The organism is Ochrobactrum sp. 19YEA23 (assembly GCF_029909865.1).
GTDB lineage: Bacteria > Pseudomonadota > Alphaproteobacteria > Rhizobiales > Rhizobiaceae > Brucella > Brucella gambitense.
Genome location: NZ_JASAMQ010000001.1, coordinates 664,907 through 680,573 on the forward strand (window position 1 = coordinate 664,907; position 15,667 = coordinate 680,573).

Here is a 15,667-nt window from a genome sequence, read left to right on the forward strand (position 1 = left end):
CGATATTCTATAGTATGCTGTCTGCGTGCTTTGAGATTGAACTTCCTCGATTGAAATCCAATCCCAAAGCTATTTAAGGACTTTTATCAGAATTGACGTAAAGATATCTACGTCATGCCCATATAATTGGGCCCCTTTTTACTCCGCCGCTTCTGTCACAGCCATCGGGTTGTTCGGATGCGTTGTCCAGTTGGCATAATCCGGCGCAATCGGCGCCTTGGTGCGTGGATCGACGCCGCCGATCTGCTCCATGGTGATGCAGTCTTCGACCGGGCAGACATTGACGCAGAGATTGCAGCCGACGCATTCTTCGTCGATCACCTCGAAATGGCGTGCGCCATTGACGAGATTGGTGATCGCCTGATGCGAAGTGTCCTCGCAGGCAATGTGACAGCGACCGCACTTGATGCAGAGATCCTGATCGATGCGCGCCTTGGTGACATAGTTCAGGTTCAGATATTGCCAGTCTGAAACCTGCGGCACAGCCATGCCGCGGAAGTCATCGAGCGTTTCATAGCCCTTCGAATCCATCCAGTCCGACAGGCCGTCGATCATTTCCTCCACGACCTTGAACCCGTAGGTCATAGCCGCCGTGCAGACCTGCACCGTGCCGCAACCGAGCGCGATGAACTCTGCCGCATCGCGCCATGTCGTGATGCCGCCAATGCCTGAAATCGGCAGGCCGTGGGTTTCGGGATCGCGGGCGATTTCCGCCACCATGTTGAGCGCAATCGGCTTCACCGCCGGGCCGCAATAGCCGCCATGGCTGCCGCGGCCATCAATCGACGGCACCGGCGACATGCGGTCGAGATCGACCGAGACGATGGAGTTGATCGTGTTGATCAGCGATACGGCATCGGTTCCCGCTGCATGAGCGCCGCGCGCTGGCTTGCGAATGTCGGTGATGTTGGGTGTCAGCTTGGTGATCACCGGCATGCGGCTATATTGCTTGCACCATTTGACGACCATCGCGACATATTCCGGCACCTGACCGACAGCCGCACCCATGCCGCGTTCGCTCATGCCATGCGGGCAGCCGAAGTTCAGCTCGATGCCGTCCGCGCCGGTTTCCTCGACCAGAGGCAGGATCGCCTTCCAGGCTTCCTCCTCGCAAGGCACCATGATCGAGGCGATCAGCGCGCGGTCCGGCCAGCGCATCTTCACCTCTTTCATCTCGCGCAGATTGACCTCCAGCGGGCGGTCGGTAATCAGCTCGATGTTGTTGAGGCCGAGAAGCCGCCGGTCTGCGCCATGGATCGCGCCATAGCGTGGGCCGTTGACATTGACCACTGGCGGGCCTTCCGACCCCAGCGTCTTCCACACGACGCCGCCCCAGCCCGCCTTGAAGGCGCGCTCGACATTATAGGCCTTGTCGGTTGGCGGGGCCGAAGCCAGCCAGAAAGGATTGGGGGATTTGATGCCGAGAAAATTCGTTGAAAGATCAGCCATGTCTTGAACCTCCTCAGCCTTGCTCGTTGCCAAGCTGGGTCGTTGCCCATTGATCGGATGGAACGCTTCTGTCCCGCGGGGATGCTGTCGTGTGATGCGCGCCGCCGGAAAGCACGGCTTCTGCGAAACCTTCCACTGGCTGCGGACGCCGCGTCAGCGCCGCATGGATCGATTCGGCGGCAACCTTGCCCGCCTCGACCGATGCGACCGTCAGGTCCTGACCGCCTGCAACGCAATCGCCACCTGCCCAGATGCCTTCAACCGAAGTGCGGCCTTCCGCATCCGCGCTGATCCGGCCCTTGGCCATACCGATGCCGGAGCCGCGCAGCGGTTCTGGATCGAATGTCTGGCCGATGGCTTTGAAGACCTGATCGGCTTCAAGCGTCAGATATTCACCCATGCCGACAAGCTTGCCGTCCTGGTTGCCGGTATATTCAAAGGTCACCGCATGCACGGTGCCGTCGCCGCTGCGGTCCAGCGCATGGGGTTGCAGCCAGTGCCGGATCGCGACGCCATGGATCTGCGCCAGTTCCTGTTCGTAAGCGCTGGCATTCATGCTTTCCTGACCGCGCCGATAGACGACGGTGACATTTTCCGCGCCAAGCTTCTTGGTCTGGATTGCGACATCGATTGCCGTCATGCCGCCGCCGATGACGACCACATTGCGACCAACAGGGAGAGTGGACAGGTCCTTCGCCTGACGCAGATTGGCGATGTAATCGACCGCGTCGAGAACATTGGGCGCATCTTCGCCAGCAAGGCCAAGATCGTTCACGCCCGGCAGGCCCATGCCGAGGAACACCGCATCGTGGCCCGCTTTCAGCGCTTCGATGGTGATATCCTGGCCGAGTGTCTGGTTGTACTCGACGGTGATGCCGCCGATTTCCAGCACGAATTCCAGTTCGCGCTGGGCGAAATTATTGACGGTCTTGTAGGCCGCAATACCATATTCGTTGAGGCCGCCGCCCTTAGGGCGGGCTTCGAACACGGTGACCTGATGGCCTTTCATGGCCAGACGATGCGCTGCCGAAAGACCGGCAGGACCAGCGCCGACCACGGCGATATGCTTGCCGGTGTCCGGTCCGCGCTTGAAGGGCTGCTTGCCCTCAGCCATCAGAACATCGGTGGCATAGCGTTGCAGATTGCCGATCTTGACCGGCTTGCCCTCGGCCGTTTCGCGCACGCAGACTTCTTCGCACAGCGTTTCGGTGGGGCAGACGCGGGCGCACATGCCGCCGAGAATGTTTTCGCTCAGGATGGTTTTGGCCGCGCCGACCGGATTGCCGGCATTGATCTGCCGGATGAACAGCGGAATGTCGATGCCGGTCGGGCAGGCATTCATGCACGGCGCGTCATAGCAGAAATAGCAACGGTCGGATTCGACAATGGCTTCGTGCCGCGTCAGCGGCGGATGCAGATCGTCAAACACATGCGCATATTCACCGGCGGCGAGACGCGCGCCGTGAATGTCAGGCGTGTGGCCCGCTTCTGCATCAATGGATGAACTGCCTGCGGATCCCCTCGTGGAAGGATTCATGGATCGCATCTCCCATTTTTATCTACAGTATTGGCCCAAAAATCGGGATCGACCTTTGGAAATCACGATGCGTAGAAATGCTTCAGAGCGACCTTTGTGCGTCCCTGCAGACGCCTCGGTGCTCTATGCGACACGCGGGTTCCCTTTGCGCAATGCCGCTCATGTCCGGGCTGCAATCTTGCTGTTGCCTGCTCCGGTTAAGGGTAGGATGACAGATTTTTTCGGAAGGTCAAATTTTTTATCATCTGGTCAATTTATGATTCCGGACGTCAAGAAATAGGCGGTGCGAGGCACCGCTTTTTAAGGCAGACAGATGGATTGAAATTATGCGGTTTTTGCCGCTTTGCCGGATGCGGCTTCGGCAATACTGGCGAAGAACCGGTCTGCAACCTTGCGCGCGACCGAGCCGAGCAGCCGGGTGCCGAGCTGGGCAATTTTGCCGCCCGCATCACCGCGTATGGCATAGGACAGGATGGTTTCGTCGCCATCTTCGGTCAGCGTCACATCGGTCACGCCGTGCGCAAAACCGGCAATCGAACCCTCACCATGGCCGGAAATCGTATAGGAGGCCGGCGGGTTCATGTTGGACAGTTCCAGCATGCCGTGGAACCGGACTTTGACAATGCCAAGATTGACCTTGAGCGCAGCGCGGATTTCAGTTGGCGAGAGACGCTCGATGTCTTCGCAGCCGGGGATGCAGTCTCTCAGCGTCTCAATGTCGTTCAGCGCGTCCCACACCGCCTGTCTTGGCGCTGCTATGCGTTCTTCACCGGTCAGGTCCATGCTTTCTCCAGACGCGTCCTGCTATCAATGTAATTTGATTGATAAGATGTATATGGCAATCTATCCAAATAGTAAGTTTCGGTGATTTTAAGCACATCCCGAAAAGTGTGAAACGGTTTTCGGAAAAGATGTGCGTAAAAACAAATGGTTAGAGCGCTGATCCTATTTAATCGGATCAATGCGCTCTAATTGCCACAAACTTTCTTAAACTGCCCTAATATCCGCGATTAAATCGATTTGATTCGGGAGTAGCATCATGGCAAGAGACGCGACGAAGCTTGAAGCAACGGTCGCTAAGCTGAAAAAGCATTGGACGGAGAACGCCCCGCACGACATGCGCGCGGCATTTCAATCCGATCCGGGCCGGTTCGAGCGTTATTCGCTCTCGCTGGATGATCTCTTGTTCGACTGGTCGAAATGCCGGGTCAATGACGAGACCATTGCGCTGCTGAAGGAACTGGCAGAGGCCGCCGATGTGGAAGGCCGCCGCGCCGCCATGTTCGCGGGCGAGCATATCAACAACACTGAAGACCGCGCCGTGCTGCATGTGGCCCTGCGCGATACGTCGTCGAAGGAAGTGCTCGTCGACGGTCACAATGTGCTGCCGGACGTGAAGCAGGTTCTGGATCGCATGGCGGCCTTTGCGGACGGCATCCGTTCCGGCGCGCTGAAGGGCGCGACGGGTAAGAAGATCACCGATATCGTCAATATCGGCATTGGTGGTTCTGACCTTGGCCCGGTCATGGCCACGCTGGCGCTGGCGCCTTATCACGATGGTCCGCGCGCGCATTTCGTTTCCAACATCGACGGCGCACATATCGCCGACACGCTGGCACCGCTCGATCCGGCGACAACGCTGATCATCATCGCGTCGAAGACGTTCACGACCATCGAAACCATGACCAATGCGCAGACGGCGCGCAAATGGATTGCCGATGCGCTGGGCGAAGCTGCCGTGGGTGCGCATTTCGCCGCCGTGTCGACGGCGCTCGACAAGGTTGCGGCCTTCGGCATTGCCGAAGAGCGCGTGTTCGGTTTCTGGGACTGGGTGGGCGGTCGCTATTCGGTATGGTCTGCTATTGGCCTGCCGGTGATGATCGCCGTCGGCCCCGATAATTTCCGCAAGTTCCTCGCCGGTGCCCACGCCATGGACGTGCATTTCCGCGATGCGCCGATGGAGAAGAATCTGCCAATGTGGCTCGGCCTGATCGGCTATTGGCACCGCGCGATCTGTGGCTATGGCAGCCGGGCGATCATCCCTTACGATCAGCGTCTGTCGCGCCTTGCGGCCTATTTCCAGCAGCTCGACATGGAATCGAACGGCAAGAGCGTGACCGTGGACGGCAAGCCGGTTTCCGGCCCGACAGGTCCGGTTGTCTGGGGTGAGCCCGGCACCAACGGCCAGCACGCTTTCTTCCAGCTTCTGCATCAGGGCACGGATACGATTCCGCTGGAATTCATCGTGGCGGCGAAGGGCCATGAACCGGCGCTCGACAATCAGCACGAAATGCTGTTGGCCAACTGCCTCGCGCAGTCGGAAGCGCTGATGAAGGGCCGTACGCTGGACGAAGCCCGTGCCCAGTTGCAGGCGAAGAAAATGCCGGAAGCCGATGTCGAACGCATTGCGCCGCATCGTGTATTCTCCGGAAATCGCCCGTCGCTGACGCTGGTTCACGATATGCTCGATCCCTATGCGCTGGGTCGCCTCGTCGCGCTTTATGAACATCGCGTGTTCGTCGAAGCGCAGATTTTCGGCATCAATGCTTTCGACCAGTGGGGCGTGGAACTGGGCAAGGAACTTGCGACCGAATTGCTGCCGGTGGTTTCCGGCAAGGAATCGGCTGGCGGTCGCGACGCGTCGACGCAAGGTCTCGTCGCGCATCTGCACGCACGACGCAAAGCTTGACGCCGTAATCCTGCGTTATAGAAATGATGTGGAGCCGGGTTTGTACCAGACCCGGCTCCATTCGTATAAAAATGAAATGGGATGAGAAATGAAGACTGAGATCATCAAATTTGCGGGCGACGTGCCGGGCAATGCTATCGAACTGCGCGTGTTGCGCTTTGCGGGCAAGGGCGGCGATGCGCCGACCGCTTATCTGCAATCCTCGCTGCACGGTTCGGAACTGCCAGGGCAGGCTGCACTTCATTTCCTTATCCCGATGCTCAAAAAGGCTGGCGAAGAAGGTCGCATTCTGGGCAACATCACCGTAGTGCCGCAGGCCAATCCGATTGGCTCGAACCAGTGGCAGACCTATCAGCATCAGGGCCGTTTCGAGATGTTCTCGGCGGTGAACTTCAATCGTGCATTCCCGCTTCTGCCCGATTTCGACACGTCGGAACTGCCCGGTCCCGACGCGCCGGAAGCGCTGGCCAAGCGCCTCAAGGCGACGCTTTTGAAGCTAGCTCTGCCGAACGACATCGTGCTCGATCTGCATTGCGACGACGAGAGCGAAAACTATGTCTATATCGCGGATGATTTCGTGGAAGACATGAAGGATCTGGCCGTCGCGCTCAATTCCACGGCAATCCTTGCCTGGGACACCACGGCGGATGCCGCTTTCGAGGAAGCCTGCGCGCATCCCGTTCTGCAACTGCCGAAAGACAAGCGCGATATGAAGCGCCGCGCAGTGACCACGGTGGAATTCCGCGGCCTGACCGATGTTTATGCCGATATGGGCAAGGGCGACGGGGAAGGTCTCTATAAGTTCCTCGTGCATCGCGGCGTCATTCGCGACGAGAGCGTCAAGCTCGACCTCGACTATAAGGGCCTCATCTCGCCGCTCTCGAATGTTGAAATGGTCCGTGCGCCGCAAGGCGGCATGGTGTTCTTCCATGTCGAGCCGGGCGATGTGGTGGAAGCAGGCGCAAAACTCGTCACGATCGTCACCGTGCCGGGCGAACCGGAACACGATATCGTCATGACCGCACCGCAGGCCGGTCGCATCCTGACGCGCCGCTCGCTGCGCTATGTGCGCCGGGGCGACGATCTTCTGAAACTGCTCGGTGCGAAGCCGTCTTCTGTCAAGAAGCGTGCAGGCGCACTCGAAGCATGAGTGCGACGCCCTTTGCCGATCGCCTGAAAGACATCCGTGCCGTTCTTTTCGATAAGGACGGCACGCTGATCGATTTCGACCGCACATGGTTTTCGGTGTCGTGGACACTGGCGCAGCGTTCTGCAAAGGGCGATGAACCGCATGCGCGCTCCCTGCTCGATGCCGGTGGCTATGACTGGACGGCAAAGCGCTTTCGCGCCAATTCGGTGATCGCGGCGGGCACGGTGGAAGACATCGTTTCGCTCTGGCATCCGGAACTGGACAAGGCGGATTTGCGCAGCCTGATCGGTGAATATGACCGCTATGCAGTCGAGGAGGGCGCGCGTTCGGCGGTCGCCATCGAAGGCCTGCGTGAAACGCTGGAAGCACTGCGCGCCATGGGCTATCGGCTCGGCATTGCAACGAATGATTCCGAGGCGGGCGCCCATGCGACTGCCAGGGCGCTTGGCATCGAGGGCTTTTTCGACGTGATCATCGGCTATGACACGGCGGCACGGCCAAAACCCTATCCCGATCCATTGCTGCATTTCGCGGAGAAGCTGGGGCTTGAGCCGCGTGAAATCGCCATGGTGGGGGATAATCTGCATGATCTCGAAACCGCCCATGCGGCGGATGCGGGGCTTGCGGTCGGCGTCCTGTCAGGCAACAGCCCGCGTGAAGCGCTGGAACCGCATGCGGATGTCGTGCTGGATTCCATTGCAGGTCTGCCGGAACTGCTGAAAGCCATAACGTAAAGCTTTCTGTTTTCTGATCTTCCGTTCAGAAGAATTCATCGCAGTGACCCTTGCGGAAGTGGGGTCCTGCGGTAGCATAGCCGGGTTAGAACCTCATCCGAGCTTAAGCCCATGATCCTTATCGGCCAGTATGATTCTCCCTTTGTGCGGCGTGTCGCAATCGCCATGCGCCTTTACGGCCTGCCGTTCGAGCATTGGCCGTGGTCCACATTTGGCGACCGCGACCGCCTCGCTGAATATAACCCGCTCAGCCGTGTGCCGACCCTGCTGCTTGATGACGGCGAAGTGCTGATCGAAAGTGCGGCGATACTGGATTATCTCGATGAGATTGCCGAGGCCAGAAAGCCGCTGATTGCCGGTCACGGTTTAGAACGGCGTCAGGCGCTGAAGGTTTGCGCGCTGGCGACCGGGCTTGCCGACAAGGCGGTGAGCCTTCTCTATGAGGGGCTTTTGCGCAGCGAACAGTCGCCGGTCTGGGTGGAGCGATGCCAAATGCAGATCGCTCGCGTGCTGGATGGTCTGGAAGTTGATCTGGCCTTGCGCGGCTCGCCATTCTGGTTCGGCACCGATATCGGCCATGCGGATATTGCGGTTGCCTGCGCGCTGCGTTTTGTTGGCGAGGCCCATGGGCGTCTGTTCGATACGGCGAAATATCCGGCGCTGGCAGGTCTGGCCGGACGTTGCGAAGCGCTCGCGCCCTTTCAGGAAATCGTGCAGCCGCTTGCCCCGCCATCGGCCTGATCGAAAGAGAAAAGCCGGGGCGAGAACCCCGGCTGTTGATTTTGGCGATCAGTCGCGCAATTCGCGGCGCAGGATTTTACCCACATTGCTCTTTGGCAGGCTTTCGCGGAATTCGATTTCACGCGGGCGCTTGTAGTTGGTCAGCCGCTCAGCGCAGAAGGCCTTGACGTCATCGGCTGTCAGATTGGCATCGCGGCGCACCACATAGAGCTTCACCACTTCGCCGGAATGTTCGTTGGGAACGCCGATGGCGGCCGATTCCACAATGCCCGGATGTTCCGCCGCGACTTCCTCGATCTCGTTCGGATAAACGTTGAAACCGGAGACGAGGATCATATCCTTCTTGCGGTCGACGATCTTCGTATAGCCGCGCTCGTCCATGAAACCCATGTCGCCGGTGCGAAAATAGCCGTCCGGCATGATGGCGCGCGATGTTTCGTCGGGCCTGTTCCAGTAGCCTTTCATGACCTGCGGGCCGCGCACGCAGATTTCACCGACTTCGCCGAGCGGCAGATCATTGCCGTCATCATCGCGGATGGTGATGTCGGTCGAGGGCATCGGCAAGCCGATCGTGCCGCTGAACTCGGTTGCATCCAGCGCATTGGCGCTTGCGACCGGCGAGGTCTCCGAAAGGCCATAGCCTTCCGTGATCAGGCAGCCGGTCATTTCCTGCCAGCGTTCGGCCACCGGGCGCTGCACGGCCATGCCGCCGCCAAGCGTCAGGATCAATGGCTTGAAATCCAGCGTTTTGAAATCGGGATTGTTCATCAGGCCGTTGAACAGCGTGTTGAGGCCGGGGAAGATGTGGAACGGATATTTCTTCAGTTCCTTCACAAAGCCCGGAATGTCGCGCGGATTGGGGATCAGGATGTTGCGCGCGCCAAGCTTCATGCCCAGCATCGCATTCACCGTGAGCGCGAAGATGTGATAGAGCGGCAGCGCGCAGACATAATTCAGCGCTTTCGGCTTGCCCTTGATGCGGAAGGCCACTTCCGTCCACACGCCCATCTGCTCGACATTGGCAAGGATGTTGCTGTGGGTGAGCATCGCTCCCTTGGAAATGCCGGTCGTGCCGCCAGTATATTGCAGGAAGGCGAGGTCAGATCCTTCGACGGGAACCGGATTGAAGGGCTTCGACTTGCCCTGCGCCAGAGCATCCTTGAAGCTGATATGGCCAGGAAGGTTCCAGGCCGGAACCATTTTCTTGACCTTGCGCACCACCAGATTGACGATGTGGCCCTTGAGGCCCAGCATATCGCCCATGGACGCCACGATGATGGTCGACAGCTTGACCGAGGGCAGGGTCTTTTCAACGGTCGCGGCAAAATTCTCCAGCACGATCAGCGCCTTTGCGCCGGAATCGTTAAGCTGATGTTCCAGTTCGCGCGGCGTATAAAGCGGATTGACATTCACCACGACAAAACCGGCGCGCAGCACGGCGGCAATCGCAATGGGATATTGCAGCACGTTCGGCATCATGATGGCGACACGGTCGCCCTTGACCAGACCACGCGATTGCAGGAAAGCCGCGAGCGCCCGCGCATTGTCATCGAGCGCCTTATAGGTCAGGTCCTTGCCCATGCAGGTGAAGGCGGGATTGGCGGGAAACTGGCGGCAGGCGGTGGTGATCATGTCGCCGATGGACGTCGAGCGGTTGAGATCAATCTCGGCGGGAACACCAGCCGGATAGGATTGCAACCAATACCGGTTCGGCTGTCCGGGTGCAGGATTAACCTGCTCCGTCGTGACGGCTTCGGTTGCGGATGCGCTTTGCCCTGTCGCTTTTTTTGCCATCTTTTCTCCCCGGATTGCTCCGTCCGTTGCATCCAGAGCGGTTTCAGCGAAGGCTGAATCGTCCTAACCGCTCTATCTGTTTTTTTACGCATTATCCGACGCAAAACCGCTTCGCACTTTTGCTGGAAATGCTCTGGCGGAAACTTCTCCGCCGATCTCCCAAACTTACCCGTCCTCTCGGGCCGCTTCCTCAAGAATAATGTGGTCGAGTTTCCACATCTTCGCAAGGCTTACATTGACGTAAACGTAAAATATTGATGTGTCGAGTCTTCCTGAAACACTTTAGTGCCGGCTGGATTATAACGGCCCGTCTGTATCAAGAATGCAGTCGGTCGTGATCAAAACGGTAAGATTGAGAGCCGAAATGCAGTGTTTTCTGCTCCCAGCCGGTCTCAATCGGTTCTGCGCAAGGACTGAATATGCGTTCTTACGGCCTTGCTGCCGCCGGTCACCAGATCGAAATTCTTTTCGCTGCGCAGCCACTCATTGAGCAACCCGCTGACAATTGCGAGCAAGATCGGGGCTGCCGTACTGGCAGTCCATTCCGGAGAAAGTTCGCCGCGCCGCTCGGCCACATCCAGAAGGCCGGTGAAAAGCGACAGCACATTGTCGCGTGCTTCCTTGATGCGCTCCACCACCGGGGCCATTTCGCCCACATATTCGCAGCGCTGGTTGATGATGGTGAAAATGACCTGCTGGCGTTCATTCGTCACGAAGAGTTCCAGCGCGGAAACAATGGACTGTTCAAGCACATGCAGCGGGTTGGGGTGATCGACGCTCGCTGCCTGCAGCATGATCTCTTCTTGCGGAAACCGCGCCTGACCGATGATGGCCTGAAAGATGTCGAGCTTGTCATGAAAGTGGAAATAGATTGCCCCACGGGTCACGCCCGCATGGGATGCTATTTCCATGAGCGATGACTGATTGACTCCGCGTTCGAGAAACATCTGCTCGGCGGCTATCAGTATGGCTTCCCGCGTTTCGGCGGCTTCGGCTTTGGTGCGGCGCATATTTGTCTCGATCTGCCGGAAAAGGCTGGATTTCCTTGCTTTTTCGGCTGTACCGTGGATAAATCATTCGTGATCTACCTTTGAGCTTATTGACTATAGCATCCCAAATCGTGTTTACAAACAGATATGTATGTTTAATTGGCCGCACCTTATGGGCATCAAACCTTATGGGCATCTCTAGGGCGACAACAAGGGCAACACCCATCATGACCATCCATCGTTCTATCCGGCTTTTTGCGGTGGGAGCCGCTTTTCTTGTTTTTGCAGGGCAGCCTGTTTTTGCACAGGCACCGGCAGGCGCACCGCCTGCGCAGGTTGCAGTCGTGACGATCCGACCGCACGACGTGCCCGTTACTTATGAATATGCAGCGCGCATCAGCGCCTATCGCAATGTGCAGGTCCGCGCCCGCGTTGGCGGCATCCTGCTGCATCGTAACTTCGTCGAAGGCACCGAAGTCAAGGCTGGCGAAGTGCTGTTCGAAATCGACCCGGCTCCCTATCAGGCCGAGCTTGAAAAAGCGCAGGCTCAGGTTGCTCAGGCCCAGGCGCAGTATCAGCAGTCCATCCGCGACGCCGAACGCGCAGAGCAGCTGGTTCAGCAGAAGGTGCAGAGCGCCGCAGTCCGCGATTCCGCATTTGCGACCCGCGATCTGAACAAGGCCGCTGTTGCTGCGGCGCAGGCGCAGCTGCGTACCGCTGAACTCAATCTCAGCTATACCAAGGTGACCGCGCCGATCAGCGGCATCACTAGCCAGGAGCAGGTGTCCGAGGGCAGCCTTATCGGCACCGATGCGACGTCCAGCCTTCTGACCTCGATCACGCAGCTTGATCCGGTCTATGTGAACTTCTCGTTCACCGATACGGAAGCCGCCGAAATCCAGAAACTGCGCGCCGAACGCGGTGCGACCGGTGAAGATGCCGACCGTCTCAAGATCAAGATCCTGTTCGGCGACGGTCAGGCCTATGATCATGAAGGCACGATCGACTTCACCTCGTCCTCGCTCGATACCGAAACCGGAACGCTCGGCGCCCGCGCCGTGGTCCAGAACCCGGATCGCCGTCTGATCCCGGGTCAGTTCGTGCGAGCCGTTATCCTCGGCATCCAGGTGAAAAACGCCGTAACGATCCCGAAGGCCGCCTTGATGCAGGGCCCGCAGCTGCAATTCGTCTATGTCGTGAACAAGGACGATGTCGTGGAGGTGCGCCCGGTCACGGTCGCCCGCGAGCTTACCGATGAATGGCTGATCTCCGACGGCCTCAAGGAAGGTGACCGCGTTGTGACGGAAGGCGTCATCAAGGCACATCCGGGCGCCAAGGTGCAACCTGTCGACGCTGCTGCGGCCGGCAACAAGGAAGCATCGTCGGCTGAAGCTGGCAAGGAACAGGCGGCAGGCAACAAATGAATAAGTTTTTCGTAGACCGCCCCGTTTTTGCGGCGGTCATATCCATTGTGCTTGTGCTTGCGGGGCTTATCTGCATCCGCATTCTGCCGATTGCGCAGTATCCGGAGCTGACGCCGCCGCAGGTGGTGGTCACCGCGACCTATCCGGGTGCAAGCGCGGAAACGGTGACGCAAACCGTCGCCGCTCCGCTTGAGCAGCAGATCAACGGCGTCGAGAACATGCTCTATATGCAGTCCTCGAGCCTTGGCAGCGGCACCATGCAGCTGACCGTGACCTTTGCACTGGGCACCGACCCGGATCAGGCCACGATCAACGTGAACAACCGCGTTCAGCGCGCGACCTCTTCGCTTCCACAGGAAGTGCAGCGTCTCGGCGTGACCGTGGACAAGCGTTCCACCACCATTCTGGGCATGGTCGCCATGTTCGCCGAGAATGGCCGTTATGATCGCACCTATGTCGGTAACTATGCGCTTTTGAACGTCATCGACGATCTCAAGCGTCTGTCGGGTGTGGGCGACGTACAGCTGCTCGGCAATATCGATTATTCGATGCGTATCTGGCTGCGCCCGGACAAGCTGGCCCAGTATAATCTGACGCCATCTGATGTTCAGACCGCCATTCAGGAACAGAATGCCCAGTTTGCAGCGGGTCGCTTTGGCGATCAGCCCGATCCGCAGGCAGGTCCGTTCACCTATACGGCGACGACGCAAGGCCGTCTGCCGGATACAAAGGCTTTTGAAAACATCATTCTGCGTTCCAGTCCCAATGCGGCGACGCTGCGTCTGAAAGATGTGGCGCGCGTTGAACTGGGCACAGAAAGCTATCTGGTTGACAGTAATCTCAATGGAACGCCCGCCGTTCCGATTGCGGTTTATCTGCAGCCGGGCGCAAACGCGCTCAACACGATGGAACTCATCCAGAATCGTATGGATGAGCTGAAAACCAGCTTCCCGGCGGGCATCAACTATTCGATCCCGTTCGATACGACCAAGTTCATCAAGGTCTCGGTCGAGGAAGTGATCCACACCTTCATCGAGGCTATCATCCTCGTCGTCCTGGTGGTGTTCATCTTTCTGCAGAACTGGCGCGCAACACTTATTCCCGTTATCGCGGTGCCGATCTCCATCATCGGTACATTTGCGGGCATGTATGTGCTGGGCTTCTCGATCAACCTTCTGACATTGTTCGGTCTGGTGCTCGCCATCGGTATCGTCGTGGATGACGCCATCGTGGTGTTGGAAAACGTCGAACGTATCATGACGACCGAGAAACTTTCACCGCGCAAGGCCGCCATCAAGGCCATGGGCGAAGTGACGGGGCCGGTTGTCGCTATTGTTCTCGTGCTCTGCGCGGTGTTCATTCCGGTCGCCTTCATGGGCGGTCTCGTCGGCGAAATGTATAAGCAGTTCGCCGTTACCATCGCGATTTCGGTCGTGCTGTCCGGTACGGTGGCGCTGACGCTGACACCAGCACTCTGCGCGCTGATCCTGAAGCCCGGACATCATGAGCCGATCCTGCCGTTCCGCATTTTCAACCGGTTCTTCGATCGGGTGACGGAAGGCTATACGGCTGGCGTTCGCTTCTTCCTGAAGCGCGTCGCCATCGGCTTGCTGATCTTTGCCGGCCTTTTGGGCAGTACCTATTTTCTGTTCCAGAAGGTTCCAAGCTCCCTTTTGCCGGATGAAGATCAGGGCTTCCTGTTCAGCGTCGCCATCTTGCCTCCGGCAGCTTCGCTGGAACGCACGACGGCTGTGCTCAATCAGGCGAGCGAGAATATTCGCAAGCATCCGGCGGTGGAAAACGTGTTTGCCGTGTCTGGCTATGACCTCCTGTCGGGCGGTCTGAAGACCAGTGCAGGCACCATGTTCATCATGCTCAAGGACTGGAAGGAACGCACGACGCCGGATCTCGACGCGCGCAACCTGCCGGGCGCCATCATGGGCATGAATGCGGGGATCAAGGACGGCCTTGTGCTGGCCTTCAATCCGCCGCCGATCCTCGGCCTCAGCACGACCGGCGGTTTCGAACTTTATGTTCAGGACCGCACGGGTGGTGGCGTGGAATCGCTGACCAATGCGACGAAGCTGCTCACCGATGCAGCCGCGAAGCGGCCCGAGCTTGCAGGCGTACGCACGACATTCGATCCGAATGTTCCGCAATACGACATCCAGCTTGACCGCGAAAAGGCCAAGGCGATGGGCGTGCCGATCAACTCGGTGTTCACCGCCATGCAGGCCACCTTCGGCAGTGTCTATGTCAACGACTTCACGCTGTTCGGTCGTAACTATCAGGTCAATCTGCAGTCCGAGGCGGAGTTCCGCCGCGATCCGAGCGATCTGAAACATGTGTTCGTGCGCGCCGATTCCGGCAGCATGATCCCGCTCAGTGCACTCGTAACCGTCAAGCGCATCGTCGGCCCCGACCAGCTCGAACGTTTCAACGCGTTCAATGCTGCGAAGGTCACCGGCAATCCGGCTCCAGGCTACACGTCGGGCGACGCCATCAAGGCGATGCAGGAAGTGGCGGCGGAAGTGCTGCCGCAGGGTTTCCAGATCGCGTGGACGGGTTCCGCCTATCAGGAAGTCACGACCAGCGGCACCGGCTCGCAGGCCATGATCTTCGGTCTGTTGATGGTGTTCCTCATTCTGGCTGCCCAGTATGAGCGCTGGAGCCTGCCGCTGGCTGTTATCACGGCGGTGCCTTTCGCGATCTTCGGTGCGCTTCTGGCAACCCATCTGCGCGGGCTGACCAATGACGTGTATTTCCAGATCGGCCTGGTGACACTCATCGGTCTTGCGGCAAAGAACGCGATTCTGATCGTGGAATTTGCCGTGCTGGAACGCGAAACGGGCAAATCCGCCTTTGATGCGGCCTTGTCTGCGGCACGTCTGCGCTTCCGCCCGATTGTGATGACCTCGCTGGCCTTCATTCTCGGCGTGGTGCCGCTGGCAATCAGCTCGGGCGCAGGCTCGGCCAGCCGTCACTCCATCGGTACCGGCGTTATCGGCGGTATGCTCGTGGCAACCTTCGTTGCAACGCTCTTCATCCCGATGTTCTACAGCATCATCGCGCGCAAAGCGCCGAAGAAGCCGGAGGATGACGAGGATGATGTGCCGAATGGTTCGGGTGGCGGCATCTGACCGCCACGCTGACAGCCCAA

11 protein-coding genes are annotated in these 15,667 nt (G+C 58.7%); 6 read left to right on the forward strand and 5 right to left on the reverse strand.

Annotation, left to right across the window (positions count from 1 at the left end; genetic code table 11):
• Positions 1-138: 138 nt before the first annotated feature.
• The 3 genes from preA to QBD01_RS03005 form a co-directional block, all read right to left on the reverse strand.
• Positions 139-1,449, reverse strand: a complete 1,311-nt coding sequence (gene preA, locus QBD01_RS02995) for an NAD-dependent dihydropyrimidine dehydrogenase subunit PreA (RefSeq protein WP_078337885.1) — start codon at positions 1,447-1,449, stop codon at positions 139-141.
• A gap of 13 nt (positions 1,450-1,462) precedes the next feature.
• Complete coding sequence (locus tag QBD01_RS03000) at positions 1,463-2,986, reverse strand: NAD(P)-dependent oxidoreductase (protein WP_392391305.1); 1,524 nt, start codon at positions 2,984-2,986, stop codon at positions 1,463-1,465.
• Between the two features lie 324 nt (positions 2,987-3,310).
• Positions 3,311-3,769, reverse strand: coding sequence for a carbon monoxide dehydrogenase subunit G (locus QBD01_RS03005; RefSeq protein ID WP_182519280.1), 459 nt, complete (start codon positions 3,767-3,769; stop codon positions 3,311-3,313).
• 256 nt (positions 3,770-4,025) lie between these two features.
• On the opposite strand from QBD01_RS03005, the gene pgi reads away from it, so the two are divergent.
• From pgi to QBD01_RS03025, 4 genes are all read left to right on the forward strand, one after another.
• On the forward strand, positions 4,026-5,675 hold the full coding sequence (gene pgi, locus QBD01_RS03010; protein WP_280991543.1) for a glucose-6-phosphate isomerase: 1,650 nt from the start codon (positions 4,026-4,028) through the stop codon (positions 5,673-5,675).
• Between the two features lie 88 nt (positions 5,676-5,763).
• A complete protein-coding gene (locus tag QBD01_RS03015; RefSeq protein ID WP_280991544.1) occupies positions 5,764-6,825 on the forward strand; it encodes a succinylglutamate desuccinylase/aspartoacylase family protein in 1,062 nt (353 codons plus the stop codon).
• Positions 6,822-7,559: an HAD family hydrolase gene (locus tag QBD01_RS03020; RefSeq protein ID WP_280991545.1), complete on the forward strand. Its 738-nt coding sequence runs from the start codon at positions 6,822-6,824 to the stop codon at positions 7,557-7,559. The genes QBD01_RS03015 and QBD01_RS03020 overlap by 4 nt, the downstream gene beginning before the upstream one ends.
• Positions 7,560-7,670: 111 nt before the next feature.
• Positions 7,671-8,300 (forward strand): glutathione S-transferase family protein, encoded by a 630-nt coding sequence (locus tag QBD01_RS03025; protein ID WP_280991546.1) that lies wholly within the window; start codon positions 7,671-7,673, stop codon positions 8,298-8,300.
• A 48-nt stretch (positions 8,301-8,348) separates the two neighbouring features.
• Here the strand turns inward: QBD01_RS03025 and QBD01_RS03030 are convergent, their stop codons facing one another.
• Positions 8,349-10,094: a long-chain fatty acid--CoA ligase gene (locus QBD01_RS03030; protein ID WP_280991547.1), complete on the reverse strand. Its 1,746-nt coding sequence runs from the start codon at positions 10,092-10,094 to the stop codon at positions 8,349-8,351.
• Between the two features lie 392 nt (positions 10,095-10,486).
• A complete protein-coding gene (locus QBD01_RS03035; RefSeq protein WP_280991548.1) occupies positions 10,487-11,104 on the reverse strand; it encodes a TetR family transcriptional regulator in 618 nt (205 codons plus the stop codon).
• Positions 11,105-11,310: 206 nt separating this feature from the next.
• On the opposite strand from QBD01_RS03035, the gene QBD01_RS03040 reads away from it, so the two are divergent.
• A complete protein-coding gene (locus QBD01_RS03040) occupies positions 11,311-12,507 on the forward strand; it encodes an efflux RND transporter periplasmic adaptor subunit (RefSeq protein ID WP_280991549.1) in 1,197 nt (398 codons plus the stop codon).
• On the forward strand, positions 12,504-15,647 hold the full coding sequence (locus tag QBD01_RS03045; protein WP_280991550.1) for an efflux RND transporter permease subunit: 3,144 nt from the start codon (positions 12,504-12,506) through the stop codon (positions 15,645-15,647). The genes QBD01_RS03040 and QBD01_RS03045 overlap by 4 nt, the downstream gene beginning before the upstream one ends.
• Positions 15,648-15,667: the final 20 nt, after the last annotated feature.

Coding starts and splice junctions, on each gene's coding strand:
- preA (WP_078337885.1), bottom strand. CDS start 1,449: ATGGCTGATCTTTCAACGAATTTTCTCGGCATCAAATCCCCCAATCCT.
- QBD01_RS03000 (WP_392391305.1), bottom strand. CDS start 2,986: ATGAATCCTTCCACGAGGGGATCCGCAGGCAGTTCATCCATTGATGCA.
- QBD01_RS03005 (WP_182519280.1), bottom strand. CDS start 3,769: ATGGACCTGACCGGTGAAGAACGCATAGCAGCGCCAAGACAGGCGGTG.
- pgi (WP_280991543.1), top strand. CDS start 4,026: ATGGCAAGAGACGCGACGAAGCTTGAAGCAACGGTCGCTAAGCTGAAA.
- QBD01_RS03015 (WP_280991544.1), top strand. CDS start 5,764: ATGAAGACTGAGATCATCAAATTTGCGGGCGACGTGCCGGGCAATGCT.
- QBD01_RS03020 (WP_280991545.1), top strand. CDS start 6,822: ATGAGTGCGACGCCCTTTGCCGATCGCCTGAAAGACATCCGTGCCGTT.
- QBD01_RS03025 (WP_280991546.1), top strand. CDS start 7,671: ATGATCCTTATCGGCCAGTATGATTCTCCCTTTGTGCGGCGTGTCGCA.
- QBD01_RS03030 (WP_280991547.1), bottom strand. CDS start 10,094: ATGGCAAAAAAAGCGACAGGGCAAAGCGCATCCGCAACCGAAGCCGTC.
- QBD01_RS03035 (WP_280991548.1), bottom strand. CDS start 11,104: ATGCGCCGCACCAAAGCCGAAGCCGCCGAAACGCGGGAAGCCATACTG.
- QBD01_RS03040 (WP_280991549.1), top strand. CDS start 11,311: ATGACCATCCATCGTTCTATCCGGCTTTTTGCGGTGGGAGCCGCTTTT.
- QBD01_RS03045 (WP_280991550.1), top strand. CDS start 12,504: ATGAATAAGTTTTTCGTAGACCGCCCCGTTTTTGCGGCGGTCATATCC.